The 13,911-nt window shown below is 62.7% G+C and carries 16 protein-coding genes; 8 read left to right on the top strand and 8 right to left on the bottom strand.

Annotated elements, in window-relative coordinates; translation table 11 throughout:
• Positions 1-7 precede the first annotated feature (7 nt).
• Genes pqqE through pqqA form a run of 5 tightly spaced genes read right to left on the bottom strand, consistent with a single transcriptional unit; the run spans position 8 to position 3,167 of the window.
• A complete protein-coding gene (gene pqqE / locus V6X73_RS07055) occupies positions 8-1,141 on the bottom strand; it encodes a pyrroloquinoline quinone biosynthesis protein PqqE (RefSeq protein WP_367959205.1) in 1,134 nt (377 codons plus the stop codon).
• Positions 1,134-1,415, bottom strand: a complete 282-nt coding sequence (gene pqqD, locus V6X73_RS07050) for a pyrroloquinoline quinone biosynthesis peptide chaperone PqqD (RefSeq protein ID WP_367959206.1) — start codon at positions 1,413-1,415, stop codon at positions 1,134-1,136. The genes pqqE and pqqD overlap by 8 nt, the downstream gene beginning before the upstream one ends.
• Entirely contained in the window at positions 1,412-2,161 is a 750-nt protein-coding gene (gene pqqC, locus V6X73_RS07045; RefSeq protein ID WP_367959207.1) for a pyrroloquinoline-quinone synthase PqqC, read from the bottom strand. Before pqqC ends, pqqD begins: the two co-directional genes overlap by 4 nt.
• A complete protein-coding gene (gene pqqB / locus V6X73_RS07040; RefSeq protein ID WP_367959209.1) occupies positions 2,139-3,053 on the bottom strand; it encodes a pyrroloquinoline quinone biosynthesis protein PqqB in 915 nt (304 codons plus the stop codon). The genes pqqC and pqqB overlap by 23 nt, the downstream gene beginning before the upstream one ends.
• Before the next feature lie 39 nt (positions 3,054-3,092).
• Complete coding sequence (gene pqqA / locus V6X73_RS07035; protein WP_367959337.1) at positions 3,093-3,167, bottom strand: pyrroloquinoline quinone precursor peptide PqqA; 75 nt, start codon at positions 3,165-3,167, stop codon at positions 3,093-3,095.
• 282 nt (positions 3,168-3,449) lie between these two features.
• On the opposite strand from pqqA, the gene V6X73_RS07030 reads away from it, so the two are divergent.
• From V6X73_RS07030 to V6X73_RS07010, 5 genes are all read left to right on the top strand, one after another.
• Complete coding sequence (locus V6X73_RS07030) at positions 3,450-3,902, top strand: c-type cytochrome (RefSeq protein WP_367959210.1); 453 nt, start codon at positions 3,450-3,452, stop codon at positions 3,900-3,902.
• Between the two features lie 133 nt (positions 3,903-4,035).
• The gene (locus tag V6X73_RS07025; RefSeq protein ID WP_367959211.1) at positions 4,036-5,325 is read left to right on the top strand and encodes a PQQ-dependent sugar dehydrogenase; all 1,290 of its coding nucleotides are present in this window, start codon (positions 4,036-4,038) and stop codon (positions 5,323-5,325) included.
• A 222-nt stretch (positions 5,326-5,547) separates the two neighbouring features.
• Positions 5,548-6,804 carry a M16 family metallopeptidase gene (locus V6X73_RS07020; RefSeq protein WP_407826435.1) on the top strand — a complete coding sequence of 419 codons (1,257 nt, stop codon included), beginning with the start codon at positions 5,548-5,550 and terminating at the stop codon, positions 6,802-6,804.
• Between the two features lie 77 nt (positions 6,805-6,881).
• Entirely contained in the window at positions 6,882-8,066 is a 1,185-nt protein-coding gene (locus V6X73_RS07015) for a M16 family metallopeptidase (protein ID WP_367991083.1), read from the top strand.
• Positions 8,067-8,078: 12 nt separating this feature from the next.
• A complete protein-coding gene (locus tag V6X73_RS07010; RefSeq protein WP_367959215.1) occupies positions 8,079-9,356 on the top strand; it encodes a hypothetical protein in 1,278 nt (425 codons plus the stop codon).
• 7 nt (positions 9,357-9,363) lie between these two features.
• Here the strand turns inward: V6X73_RS07010 and V6X73_RS07005 are convergent, their stop codons facing one another.
• Together V6X73_RS07005 and V6X73_RS07000 are read right to left on the bottom strand one after the other, a co-directional pair.
• Positions 9,364-9,819, bottom strand: coding sequence for a PAS domain-containing protein (locus tag V6X73_RS07005; RefSeq protein WP_367959216.1), 456 nt, complete (start codon positions 9,817-9,819; stop codon positions 9,364-9,366).
• A 15-nt stretch (positions 9,820-9,834) separates the two neighbouring features.
• Entirely contained in the window at positions 9,835-10,293 is a 459-nt protein-coding gene (locus V6X73_RS07000; RefSeq protein ID WP_367959217.1) for an SRPBCC family protein, read from the bottom strand.
• A gap of 102 nt (positions 10,294-10,395) precedes the next feature.
• Between V6X73_RS07000 and V6X73_RS06995 the strand changes: the two genes are divergently transcribed.
• Positions 10,396-10,914 carry a DUF4864 domain-containing protein gene (locus V6X73_RS06995; RefSeq protein ID WP_367959218.1) on the top strand — a complete coding sequence of 173 codons (519 nt, stop codon included), beginning with the start codon at positions 10,396-10,398 and terminating at the stop codon, positions 10,912-10,914.
• 11 nt (positions 10,915-10,925) lie between these two features.
• Complete coding sequence (locus V6X73_RS06990) at positions 10,926-12,116, top strand: MFS transporter (RefSeq protein WP_367959219.1); 1,191 nt, start codon at positions 10,926-10,928, stop codon at positions 12,114-12,116.
• Positions 12,117-12,172: 56 nt separating this feature from the next.
• Here V6X73_RS06990 and V6X73_RS06985 read toward each other — a convergent pair whose 3' ends face one another.
• A complete protein-coding gene (locus V6X73_RS06985; RefSeq protein WP_367959220.1) occupies positions 12,173-12,595 on the bottom strand; it encodes an organic hydroperoxide resistance protein in 423 nt (140 codons plus the stop codon).
• A gap of 111 nt (positions 12,596-12,706) precedes the next feature.
• Between V6X73_RS06985 and metC the strand changes: the two genes are divergently transcribed.
• Entirely contained in the window at positions 12,707-13,903 is a 1,197-nt protein-coding gene (gene metC, locus V6X73_RS06980) for a cystathionine beta-lyase (protein ID WP_367959221.1), read from the top strand.
• The last annotated feature ends 8 nt before the right edge of the window (positions 13,904-13,911 follow it).

Genomic DNA, 13,911 nt, shown 5'->3' with positions numbered 1-13,911 from the left:
CGTTCTGTTACGACAGTGAGCGGCTGTTTTTGACAGTGCGCATCACCAAAGGGAACTCATTCTTGCGCTCATCGGCTGCTTCGACTTCACGGACGACCCGCTCATGAAGAGGCGACTTTGGACAGACCGGGTCGGTCGCCCATGCGTCCCCGGCGAGCAGCAAGGCCTGGCATCGGCATCCTCCATGGCAACTATGCAGTAACTCGCAGCTACGGCACGGCTCTGGCTGCCAGTCGTGACCGCGGAAGACGTTGAACGCATGCGAGTCCTCCCAGATCGCCTGTAGGCGCTCTTCACGGACAGATGGAAGCTCAATCGGCAACTCTGCTGCTCCATGGCAAGGCATGGCCCGACCATCCGGGGCGATGCCGAGAAACGTCGTGCCCCAGCCATTCATGCAGGGTTTGGCGGTCTCGTCGTAGTAATCGGAACCGACAAAATAAATCTGCATGCGGTTGCCGACTTTCTCACGCCAGTGTTGTGTGATCGCCTCGGCGCGTCGTATTTGCTCGCGTGTCGGCATGAGTGCCGCACGGTTGTGATAGGCCCAGCCGTGATACTGAGTATTCGCCAATTCGACGTAATCGGCGCCAAGGTCCCAGGCTAGCTGCAGAATGCTATCAACACGATCCAGGTTGCGGCGGTGCATGACGACGTTGAAAACCATGGGGTAGTCATGCGCCTTGATTGCCTGCGCCATCCGTTCTTTTGTCGAGAAGTGGTGACCGCCGGCGATCTCATCCGATGGTCCGCTGCTATCGGCCTGGAAGCTGATCTGGATGTGATCAAGGCCGGCCCGTTTCAGCTCACCAAGGCGGGTTTCATCCAGACCTACTCCTGATGTGAGCAGGTTGCTGTAGAAGCCAAGTTCCCGCGCGTGTTTGACGATTGTCTCGAGGTCTTTGCGAAGCAGCGGCTCCCCGCCAGAGATACCGAGCTGTACAGCCCCCATGGCGCGTGCCTGGTCCAGGACAGAGAGCCACTCATCGGTTTCAAGCTCATTGCGATAGCGTGCAAACGCAATGGGATTCGAACAGTAGGCGCACTGCAGCGGGCAGCGATAAGTCACTTCAGCCAGCAGCCAAAGTGGGATGGGCGTCGCGTTGGCGGCGGGCCCCACCTGGCTTTCTACACTAGCCATCGTCGTCCCCTTCTTTTGTCCTCAGCCACCCTTTGGTGTTCGCCTCTTCCAGAAAAGTGATCACATCCGCTGTCAGATCGGCGCTCGGAAAGGCCTGCTGCAAATCAGCGATCAACCCATCCACAGTGCGGCCGTCGCAGCGCGACAGGATCTCGCCGGCCGGTCCGTTCAGCTTGATCATCCCCTCAGGATAGAGCATGACGTAAGCCGATTGCGCAGCCTCCCATTGAAGGCGCATACCGGCACTGAGCCAGATTCGCGCATCGCCGTTCATTGATCTTCAACCGCCTGATAGGGCGGCATCTCCACGATAAACGCCAGATACATGGCATCGAGCATTGACCAGAGCACATCCAGCTTGAAACCAAGCGTCTCCAGCGCCCGCTGCTGAGCCTCGGCACTGCGGAAATGTGCCAGGGTCAGCGACAAGCCGTGCTCGACGTCTCGCCGAGCCTGACCCAGACGATTCCGAAAATAGGCGAGCCCCTCATTGTCCACCCATGGATAGTGCTGTGGCCACGTGGAAAGGCGGGATCGGTGCGCCTCAGGAGCGAAGAGCTCTGTCAGAGAGGAACACACCGCCTCTTCCCAGGGTCGCTGGCGGGCAAAGTTGATATACCCGTCCACGGCAAAACGCACACCGGGAAGGACCTCATCGAGCGAGAGCAGTCGCTCACGCGACACGCCGACCGCCTCTCCCAGCCGTAGCCATGCCTCGATACCGCCGGGGTCATCGCCGCGCCCATCGTGATCGATGATTCTCTGCACCCATTCGCGGCGAACCGCCGGATCGGGGCAGTTAGCGAGCAAGGCAGCGTCCTTGCGCGGGATGCTGGCCTGGTAGTAGAAACGATTGATAACCCAACCCTGCAGCTGTTCGCGATTGAGCTCGCCACGGGCCATCATCTGCTGGAAAGGATGATGGAGATGGTAATACCGCTCCATTGCCCGTAACCGACGCTTGAACTCATCGGCCGACAGCGCAGTCGTTATCGGTTCAGAAGCGGATGTCCATGCCATCGTGGGATACCTCGATACCCAGCGCTTCAAGCCGAGCCCGCTCGGCGGATTCGGGGTCGAGCACAGGGTTGGTGTTGTTGATGTGGACGAGGATTCGGCGAGCGAGCGGGTAGTCGGCGAGCACATCCAGCATGCCGCCTTCGCCGGTCAGCGGTAGATGGCCCATCTCGCGTGAGGTCTTTTTCCCGCCGACGACCTGGGCCATCTCGTCATCGGTCCAGGTCGTTCCGTCCACCATGATGATGTTCGCACTCGCCATCCACGCCTTCAGACGATCGTCGACTTCACCCAGCCCCGGGGCATAAAAGGCCCGTTTTCCGGTATCGGGGCTATCGATGACAAACCCCAGATTGTCTCCAGGACGTGGATCCAGCCGGTGGCTCGAGTAGGGGGGTGCCTTGCTGGTGAGCGGGACCGGCAGGATACGAATGCCAGGTGTTTCCGGGGGCTCGACCGCGGCGCCATCCAGAGGCAGGTGCGAGATGCGGACGCCGCAATAGTGCTCGAGCATCTCGAAGATCGGAAACCCGCTGCGCAGGTCTTCTTCAGTCCGCTCGGTGCAATAGATGGCGAGAGGTTGGTCGCTCTCGCGCATCATCAGCAGACCTGTGACATGGTCAATCTGGCTGTCCATGAGCGCGATCGCTGCAATGCTCGAGCTTCGCACCGCGCCGCGCGGGTGCAGTACCGCGTTGTCCAGGATCTGTTGGCGGATATCGGGTGATGCATTGACCAACAGCCATTCCTGGCCGTTTTGTGAGACCGCAATCGATGACTGTGACCGGCGTTCTCTGATGAGCCGGCCGTTGCGCGCAGCGCGGCAACGGGGCGAGTCACAGTTCCACTGCGGGAATCCGCCACCGGCGGCGGAACCAAGAACGCGTATGTGCATGGTAGGAAAGCGGGGGCAGGCGTCCGCCCCCGCAGGGTCTTATCGAGCTGTTACGTAGAGGTTGATTTCAAAACCCAGACGCATTTCCTGATACTCAGGCTTGTTCCACTCCATTATCTCTTCCTCCTGTCATGACATGTCGCCGGGTTTCCCCGGCACCGGTCGACCTTGTCGGTCGCTTGTGGGTATGCAAGGCCCATACCAACGCGCATGCACACTTTATGCGGCCAGGCTTTGTTCCGAAATGACACCGTGATGCCCCCGGACAGCCGAACGCCGTCACGGTTATGACACACAATGTCGGGCGGCGCAATCGATGCCCCGGGCGCGGTGATCGTCGGCCGAGCGGTTTGATTATCGAGCCGCTCATCCTGTCTCGTGAGACGGTATAGCGGTGTGAGTAAAAACCCCTTGCGCGGCGTAGCGGATTCGGGCAAGACTCTTCCCGACCGTCTGAAGGCGGGCATAACAACATGGCCGGAAGGCCTCGTGGAGGAGACAACGTTGACCATTAAGTCTTTCGGCCTGGCTTTGGGGCTGGCCATCGTTTGCGTGCCACTTTCGGCCGCAGCGCAGAGCGGCGGGAGTGATGACATTGACCTCGCTTCAGCGGCACAGCTTTTCAAGAACAACTGCAGCGCCTGCCATGGCAAAAAAGCACAGGGTGTTGCCAGCTACCCCAAGTTGGCAGGCCAGGATGCTGCCTATCTGGCTAGCAAGCTCCAAACCTATCGAGCCGGCGAGATGGTTGGCCCGAATTCCGTGTTGATGATTCAAAACGCCAAGGATTTGTCTGATCAAGACATCGCAAGCCTGGCTGCCTACATATCAACGACGTTTGAAGAGTAATCGGACAAGCGCCCTTGTATTCCGGGTTAAGCCCGGTTGGGAGAGCGGCGTATGGAGCAAATTTTCGACGCAGGGTCGATAAAGGAGGTGTGCAGTAAAACCGTTTCGCCATTTAATTCAAGAGGAGAGACTGATGAAAACCACTAAAAATCTCATGCTTAGGAACGCCCTCTCGTTCATGGCCGTGTCCGTCGCTTTCACAGCCCCGGCGATGGCAGAAACCGGGATGAACACGACGAATCTGCAGGCAGAGGTTGTCGTTGAGGGACTGGAGAATCCCTGGGATATGGCATTTCTCGGTGACGGCACGATGCTTTTCACCGAAAAATGCAAAGGGCTGTCAGTGCGGATGCCTGATGGCGAGATCAACAAGCTCTATGGCGTGGGTGATACTGACGGCTACGCCTCCAACGGCACCGACCTTTTCTGCGAAGGGCAGGCCGGGATGATGGGCGTGGCTTTTGATCCGGATTTCGATGACAACCGGCGGATCTATGTGTATTCGACATCCAGCATGTCGGACCCGCATACCAACCGGCTGATGCGGTTCAGACTCAGCGAGGACTTCTCGGAGGTTTCCGATCGCACCGACATCGTTGATGACGTCCCGTACAAAATGGCTGCCTCGGATCATCCGTTTGGTGGGCCAGGGGCCCACAACGGCGGCCGCGTGCGATTCGGACCCGAGGGAGCGCTCTGGCTGACCACGGGTGACAATCACAACCCCGAGATCCCGCAAAGCCCGGAGTTGATGGGATCGAAGGTCCTGCGCATCGACACCGACGGTAACGCCCATCCAGACAACGCCCCACCGGCGGGTTTTGATAAGCGGACGTTTACCTACGGTCACCGCAATGTCCAGGGTATTGCGTTCAATCCGGCGACAGGTTCGGTTGTGACAGCCGAACATGGTCCGTGGCATTCGGACGAGATCACCGTTCTGGAAAACGGCGGTAACGCAGGCTGGGATCCGCGGGATAATATGGCCGGGCGCGGTGATTGTCCCGATGGATACTGCGGCTACATGCCCAATCAGAACGAGGGCATGAATCGGTTCGAGCGCGCGGCCTTCATGCCGATGACCGATCTGCAGACCTATCCGGATGCCATGGAGCCGGCTTGGTCCAACAACGGCTGGTCACAGGGCACATGCCCTGCTGTGTTCCTGCGCGGCGATCAGTGGGGCAACTGGGACGGCGCCATGGCGGTTGGCATCATGGGGATCGGCTTCGGTGGGACGCCGATCGGCCAGCGGATCGACATTATCGAGTTCAACGATGATGGCACCGAGGTCGTCGACGTCACCGAAATGACCCTTCCGATGGAATCCGGACGTTTCCGCGCGCTCGAACAGGGCCCGGATGGCAGTCTCTACACGGCCATCGATGGGGGTGTCATCTACAAGATGACGCCTGGAAGTTAGGGTGGCAACCGGGCCGCGTCTCAGGGCGCGGCCCATCCTTTCGGTCCCTGACCACTATCTTTTTTCAAATGTCCCGCGGGATAGAGACTGGCATCCACGGCAGCTGCATGCTGGCCATGGCATTCACGGCTGCTAGGCTGTGAGTAGATCGAAGCTTACCTCGCCGCGGGAGAGGCCATGTCAACGACCATTGTGCCGTCAACCGAAACCATTGAAAGTGCGGTGTTGGACAACGGACTGCGCGTGTTCGTCAAGCCCGATCGCCGGGCGCCGATCGCGGTGTCCCAAATCTGGTATCGGGTCGGTTCAAGCTACGAGCAGCGCGGCCTCACGGGCATCTCCCACCTGCTTGAACATATGATGTTCAAAGGCACAGCGCGCTATCCGGAGGGGGCTTTCTCGGAAATCGTATCCCGACAGGGCAGCCGCGAAAACGCCTTCACCGGGCGGGATTTCACGGCCTATTTCGAGATCCTCGCTGCCGATCGTCTGCCGGTCGCTTTTGAGCTTGAGGCCGATCGGATGGCCAACCTCGATATTCGCGCTGAAGCCTTGGAAACCGAGCGTGAGGTGGTCCTGGAAGAGCGTCGGCTTCGCACGGATGACCGGCCCGAGGGCCGGTTTCTGGAGCGCTACGCTTCGGTGGCCGAGGCAGGCACCGCCTACGCCCATCCCATCATCGGATGGGCGGACGATATCAAGGCCATCGACGAAGATGACCTCAGATGTTGGTACCAGCAATGGTACGCCCCCGCCAATGCCAATCTCGTGGTGGCCGGCGCGGTCGATCCGAGTGAGGTTTTCGAATTGGCAGAAGCACACTTCGGGATCCTGCAGGGGCCGCAAGCGGCTCGACCCTGTGATCCACGCGCGCTAGTGCCACCCGGGGAGCGGCGTCTTGTTTATCGGGACGCCCAGAGCCGACTGACGCACCTGCGGATTGGCTATCGGGTGCCTTCTTTCGCCACGGCCGAAACCGAGGATGATGCGTATGCACTGATGATGCTCGCTGCCATTCTGGACGGGGGCGAGGGAGGGCGCCTGACCGATGCGCTGGTCCGTGGCAGCCGGCAGGCAACGGTCATCGACGCATCCTACAACGGTATGACGCGACTGGATGCGGAATTCACTTGCCACGCGGTCTGCCCGAACACTCAAACCGAGACGCTTGAGCAATCCTTGCGGTCACAGATCGCGCGACTGTCCGCGGAGCCAGTATCTGAGAACGAACTGCGGCGAGCCAGAAGTCAGCTCGTTGCCGATCACTTTTTCAGCGCGGATGATGTTTTCAATCAGGCGATGCAGATTGGCCAACTCGAGGCGATTGGCGCCGGCTGGGCGCTGTTCTCAGAGTTCGAGCACAAGCTCCAATCCATTACTCAGGGGCGGCTACAGGCCGTCGCAGAGCGTTACCTAAAGTCCGAGAACTCGGTGGTCGGCATTCTCAGCCCGATCGAATCTGACGTTAAGGCTGTTTGATGGAGCTCTCGATACAGCATTGGTGCACCGACAATGGTGCCCGGGTCTTTTTCGTCGCCCGTCGTGGCTTGCCGACTGTGGATTCACGTATCGCTTTCAACGCCGGCAGCGCTCGCGACAACACCCTGCCAGGGCTTGCCCGCATGACGAGTAATCTCCTACTCGAGGGAACCGCTGAGCAGACGGCCGGTGAGATCTCACAAGCGCTCGAGCAGCATGGCGCACGCGTTGAAATGCGCTGCGGCCGGGATACCGCCGATGTCAATATTCGGTGCTTGAGTCATCAGACGCACCTCGGCCCCGTCTTTCAGACCATCGGCGAGTGCATTGGTGGTGCGGTTTTTCCATCTGATTCGGTCGATCGCATTCGGCAGCGCATGATCGCCGGACTCGCTCAAGAATCCACAGCGCCGATGGAGAAAATCGAGAAAGGCTTCACAGAAGCGATCTTCGGGGATCACCCCTACGCCACTTCGCCCGGTGGTGAATCGGCTAGCCTGCAGGCGATTGATCCGCAGCGCTTGCGGTCGTTTCATGGCCGTTACTACGTCGGCGCCAACACAACCGTGACGCTTGTGGGCGACCTGTCCAGAGCGCAGGCCGAGCGTACTGCCGAGCAGCTCGTGGCCGGGCTACCCGTCGGAGAACGTGCGTCGGCGTTGACGCCCGTCAACCCACCGTCCGGACGGCTTGTTTCGCGGCTTCCCTTTGAGGCCGAGCAAACCCATGTCTCGATCGGCGGGGTTTCATTGCCCTACGGCCATGAGGATCACCCGGCGCTCCATCTCGGCTGCCACATCCTCGGTGGCGGCGGCCTGACCTCGATCCTTGCCCGCCGCATGCGCCGTGAGCGCGGGCTGTCCTACAGCAGCGCCTGCAAGCTCACGGCTGGCGCCGCCGGTGGTCGTTTCCAGATGAAAACACATGTCCGCAATGAGGCGCTCAGTGAGGCACTGTCGGTCCTGCGGGCAAGCCTTCGCGAGTTACTCGACCAAGGTGCGGATACGAATGCGCTCGAGCTGGCACGAGAGAACCTGTTGGGCAGCCTGCCGCTGCAGTTGGCGAGTAATCGGGACTTGCTTGAGCGAATCGCAACGATCGGCTTCCACGGGCTTGCTCTGGACGATGTCCAGCGTTTTAGCGAAAAGCTACAGCAACTGGATGGCGAAGAAGTCAGGGCAGCAATGCGACGCCACCTCGATCCGGATTTGATGGCAACTGTCCTGGTCGGGCCCGAGTTGGCGATCAGTCGCGTCGAATAACCCCGCTCCGCTGTGTCTCAACTATCCCGCTCGATCGCCGGCCTGGCCCTTGCCGTGGCCATGGGGCTGACCGTTCTCTCGACACTGGCCGGGGCAGTGCCCCTGCTCTATGCCGGGCTGGCCGCCTGGCTGGCGGGGTTTTTGCTGTGGCGCTCCGTCCCTCGCCGCACCCGCATTCAGAGTCTGGTGTTGATGGCCATCGGCGTGGCCGGTCTGGCGGTGCCGGCGGCCCAGGGTATCGCCGTGGACTGGCGGCATGCCATTTCGGGCAACGCCGCGCTGCTTGCCATGCTGGCGGCGGTCAGCTTTCTGCGATTGATCACCGCACCGGCCGGTGATGCCGAGACCGCGCCCCGGGGCGGGCAGAGCCTGTGGCGGACACTGCTCGGGGTGCATCTTTTTGGCGCGGTAGTGAACCTCTCGACGGTCTTTATCATGGCAAGGCGCATGGCCCGGGATGAGCGGCTCTCGCGCCGGCAGTACGAGGTCCTGGTCAAGGGGTTTTCGGCGGCGGCATTCTGGTCGCCCTTTTTTGCCGCCATGGCCGCCGCGCTCACCTATGCCCCGGGCGCCCGGTTGCCGGTGTTGGTGGGCTACGGTGGCGCGCTCGCGGTGATGGCGCTTGTCCTTGTCTTGTTACAGGCCCGGCGCGGGGGGACGGCGGATTTCGTGGGCTATCCGATGAACCCGGCCGCCCTGTGGCTGCCGGCGCTGCTGGCGGTGATGATTCTCGCCGCCCATGCGGTGTGGCCGACGGTCTCGATTCTGGGGCTGATCGCTTTGTTGGCGCCCACGGTGACGGCGCTGACCCTGTTTGTCAGGCGCCATTCGCCGGGGCTTGCCCTCAGTCGCCATGTCCGCGAGGGGTTGCCCGCGATGCGCGCCGAGCTGGTGCTCTTCCTCTCTGCCGGGGTGACTGCGGCGGGGCTTGCCAGCTTGGTGAATGCCTACGAGCCGGCACTGCCTTTTGCCGGATTTGGCGCGCCGCAGGCCTCGTTACTGCTGCTGGTGCTGGTGGGCGCGGCGGTGGTGGGCATCCATCCGGTGATCGGCGTGGCGGCGGCCGCGGCCATTGTCGAGCCCCTCGCGCCCGATCCGGATCTGCTTGCCAGTGTATTTCTCGCTGCCTGGGGGATCGGCGTGGCGGCCAGCCCGCTGTCCGGGCTCAACCTCGCCATGCAGGGCAGCTATGGCCTGCGCGCCGGCGAGATCCTGCGCTGGAACGCCCCCTTTGCGTTGACCATGCTGATGCTCGCCAGCGCGCTTTTCTGGCTGCATCCGGCGGGCTAGTCCGGCCCTAGTCCTCGTCGCCGCGGTCCAGGAGTTGGGCCATGCGCTTGGCTTCGTCCCGGGCCTGCATCAGCGAGGTGACATCGTATTGCACCCCCAGGTAGTAGATGAGCTTGCCCTGCTCATCGCGCAGCGGCTGGATGGTGAGCTGATTGTAGAAAAGCTCGCCGTTTTTGCGGTAGTTGCGCAGGGTCACCTCGGTGCCGGATTCGTCGGCCAGCGCCTGGCGGATCGCCTCCAGACCCTCCTGGTCCCGATCGTCCCGGTGCAGGAATCGGCAGTTGCGGCCGATGATCTCTTCCTGTCGAAAGCCGGTCATTTCGGTGAAGACCTGGTTGGCAAAGACGATGGGATTATCGGGCTGGTCCGGATCCGAGAGCGTGATGCCATTCACGCAGGTATCAAGGATCTGCGTGAGCACACTCGGGATGATGCAAGGGTCTTTTTCGGGACTGAAATCCATGCCGGTCTCCCCCTGTTAGTCGTTGGCCGGGCGGGTTTCGCGCTCGACGAGGGTTTTAAGATTGCGCGTCACCCGCTCGACACCGCCCTGGACAGCATGCCTGATGAGTTTTTCGAAGGGGCGAAAAGCCATGCCCAGTTGACCCAGCTCAAAGCTGAAGATCAGCTCGGTGCGGGTATCGGACTGCGGATCGAGGCGGAATTCAATGCCGTAGGGGTCGGTGACCCCGCGAAAGGCCACCTTCTGCGGGCGCTGCAGCTCGGTGACGACAAAGTCCGTCGCGGTGCGTCGGCCCTGGTCGACGCGGACCTGGCGTGCCTTCCAGCCCGGGGCAAGCGGCCCCTCGCTCAGCGGGCGCAGGGTTTTGACCTCGGGCGACCAACGCGGATAGTTGTCGAGAAAGCCATCCACGACAAACGCAAAGATCGCCTCCGGTGGCCGGTCGATGATCACCCGCGAGGTTGTCTGGATCATCCGCTTTCCCCCCGAAACTGGACATAAAGGGCGCGTTTGGATCACCTTACCTGTGATCGGGGCGTTCTGAAATCGTCTGCCGCGTCCCGCCGGAGCGCGCTTATGTTGACCAACCGATTTTCCGCCCGGGGGCGCTGGCCCCGTTCCCTTGTCCTGTGCCTGAGCCTGCTTTTCGCCGCCGGCGTCGCCGCCAAGGCCGAACTGCTGCAGCCCAACCCCGAGCGCACCGCCCGCGAGGTCATCGTCATCCAGCTCGAAGCCCTGCAGACCAACGACACACCGTCGATCAACAGTGGCATCCGCCAGGTCTGGGCCTTTGCCCATCCCCGTAACCGGGCGATCACCGGCCCGCTGGCGCGGTTTACCCGCATGATCCGGGGGCCGGGTTACAACATGCTGCTCAAGCATCGCCGCCACCAGATCCAGCGGCTGAGCATCGGCGATGCCGCCGCGGTGTTCGCGGTCCAGGTGGTGTCGCAGGATGGTGGATTTTATCGCTTTCGCTGGCAGCTGCGGCGGGTGAGTACCGATGCCGGCGCGGTGTGGATGACCACCCAGGTCAGCCCGGCACAACGCACCGGCGAGCAGCTCTCGCGACGATTCGGTGGGCACCGGGCGTGACGGCGACGGGCATGACCCGCAATGTCGCTTTGCTGGCGATCTGCCAGGCCATCTTGATGACCGGCAGCTCGCTTTTGATTGCCACCTCGGCGCTGGTCGGGGTGGCCCTTGCCGACAACCCGGCCTGGGGCACGCTGCCGCTGGCGTTGCAGTTCGCCGCGATGACCGCGACCACCGTGCCGGCTTCTTTGCTGATGCAACGGCTGGGTCGACGCCCTGTCTTTCTGGCCGGGCTGGCCTTTGCGCTTTTGGGGGTGGGCCTGGCGGTGACGAGCATCCTCCAGGGGCTTTTCGCGCTGTTTGCCCTCGCCTCGGTGCTGCTGGGCATCTTCAATGGCATCGGCCAGTTCTTCCGCTTTGCCGCCGCCGATGTGGCCGGCGAGGGCAACAAGGGCCGGGCGATTTCGTGGGTGCTTGCCGGCGGCATTATCGCCGGCTTTATGGGACCCAACCTGGGCAGCTGGACCTCGGGGTGGTTCGAGGCGGCCTTTGCCGGCAGCTATCTGGTACTCGGCGCGTTCTATCTGCTGGCGATTGCGGTGGTGGCGGCGTTGCGCATCCCCCGGCCACCGCGGCCGCAGGCCGGCGACGGGGGGCGGTCCATGGCGCGGATTGCCCGGCAACCGGGCTTTATCGTGGCCGTGCTCACCGCGGCGGTGGGCTACGGGGTGATGAACATCATCATGGTGGCCACCCCCTTGGCGATGGCCGGCCATGCCCACCCGTTCAGCGAAACCGCCTTCGTCATTCAGTGGCACGTGGTGGCGATGTTTCTGCCCTCGTTTTTTACCGGCGAGCTTATCCGTCGATTGGGGGTGGTCAGCGTGATCCAGGCCGGCGTGGCAATGATGCTCGGTTGTGTGGCCATCAACCTCACCGGCAACGGGGTCTGGCACTACTGGGCGGCGCTGGTCTGTCTGGGGGTGGGGTGGAATTTTATGTTCATCGGCGGGACGACGCTGCTCACGCGGGTCCATGATGAGGTAGAAAAGGGCCGCACCCAGGCGCTCAATGATTTTCTGGTGTTTGGCATCGTCTCGTTGACGGCGCTGAGCGCCAGCGCCCTGCTCGAGGCGGTGGGCTGGGCGGTGCTCAACCTGAGTGTGCTGCCGTTTCTGCTGCTGGCCGCCCTCGCAGTGCTTGCCTACGCCGGATGGTGGGCGCCCCGGCAGCGGACGACGCAGGCGTCGACGCCCGGATGATGGGTCGCGGCCGCGGCGCGGGCCGGGCCACCGACCCGGCCGCATCCCGCCCGGGGCTAGGCCAACTCGGTGGTCACCTCGATATTGCCCTGGGTGGCATAGGAGTAGGGGCAGACCACATGGGCCTTTTCCACCAACGCCTCGGCATCGGCGCGATCGACGCCCGGCAGCGCGACCTGCAGCTTAACGGCGATGGTAAAGCCGTTGCCATCGTCGCGCTTTCCCAGTGATACCGTCGCGGTGACCGATGTCTCGGCGGGGACGCTGATGCCGGCCTGGCCGCCGGCAAACTGCATGGCCCCCAGAAAGCAGGCCGAGTAGCCACAGGCGAAAAGCTGTTCGGGGTTGGTGCCATCGCCCCCTGGCCCGCCCAGCTCTTTGGGCGCGGTGAGCTTGACATCCAGGTTGCCGTCGGCAATCGACGCGTGACCATCGCGACCGCCGGTGGCGGTCCCCGTTGTGGTGTACATCACTTCCATGACAGACCTCGGTGTTGATGAGTGAGCATCTCACCATACAGGTATGGTCGGCTGTCATCAGCGCTGCCATGATGACGCCGGCAGGGCAGTCACAAAAAACGGAGAGCGACCGTGAAGCGAGGGACCCGCCTGGTTCATGCCGCAAGGCCGGATTACAGCGACGGCCGCCGACCGGTGAATCCGCCGGTAGTGCGCGCCTCGACGGTGGATTTTGCCTCCATGGCCGAGATGCAGGCGGCCATTCGCCCGGGGACCGAAAGCGCCCAGTCCTTTACCTACGGGGTCCGGGGCACCCCCACCGCCTTTGCCCTGGAGGGGCTGATCACCGAGCTCGAGGCCGGCCACGGCACCAAGCTCTACAGCTCCGGGCTCGAGGCCATTGCCGCGGTGTTCCTGGGGTTGCTCCGCCCCGGTGATCATGTGCTGGTGGTGGATACCGTCTACTCGCCGGTTCGGCAGATGCTCAACCGCTTTCTGGGCCAGCGCGGCATCGCCTACGACTTCTACAGCCCCCGCGAGCCGGATCTGGCGGCGATGATCCGGCCCGAGACCCGCATGATCTACACCGAAACCCCCGGCTCGGTGACCATGGAGCTGCAGGACATCGCCGCGGTGGTGCGCACCGCCCGTGCCCATGGCGATATCTGGGTGGCCTGCGACAACACCTGGGCCTCAGGCTATTGCTATCGCCCGCTCGAGGACGGAGCCGATCTGTCCATCGTCGCCGGCACCAAGTATCTGGGGGGGCATTCGGATGTGCTGATGGGCTCGGTGACCGCCACGGCGGCGGCTTACGAGACCCTCCACGAGACCAGTGTCCTGCTGGGCCTGGCGGTATCCGCCGACGACTGTGCCCTGGTCCTTCGTGGCGCCCGCACCCTGCACATCCGCTACCCGGCCCACGCCCAACGCGCACGGGCGGTGGCGGCGTGGCTTGAGCAGCGGCCCGAGGTGGCGGCGGTGCATTACCCGGCGCTGCCCTCCAGCCCCGACCATGCCCTGTGGCAACAGCGGTTTGACGGGGCCGCCGGGCTTTTCACCCTCGAGCTCACGGCCGCCGCTTCGACGCGGGTGACGGCCTTCGTGGATGGCCTCAAGCTCTTTGGCCGGGGGGCTTCCTGGGGCGGGTTCGAAAGCCTCGCCCTGCCCTGTGACGTACGGGCCAATCGCAGCGTCGATGGCTGGGATGATCGCGGTGCACTGGTGCGCCTGAGTATCGGCCTGGAGGAGGCGGATGATCTGATCGCCGATCTCGATCAGGCGCTGGATCGGGCCTGCAACGACAAAATCCGTCGCAGCGACGGCTAACCCTGGGC

The sequence above is a fragment of the Spiribacter pallidus genome (genome assembly GCF_040838495.1).
GTDB lineage: Bacteria > Pseudomonadota > Gammaproteobacteria > Nitrococcales > Nitrococcaceae > Spiribacter > Spiribacter pallidus.
The sequence above is the reverse complement of the archived record's forward strand: the minus strand, read 5'-3'. Positions and strand labels throughout refer to the sequence as shown.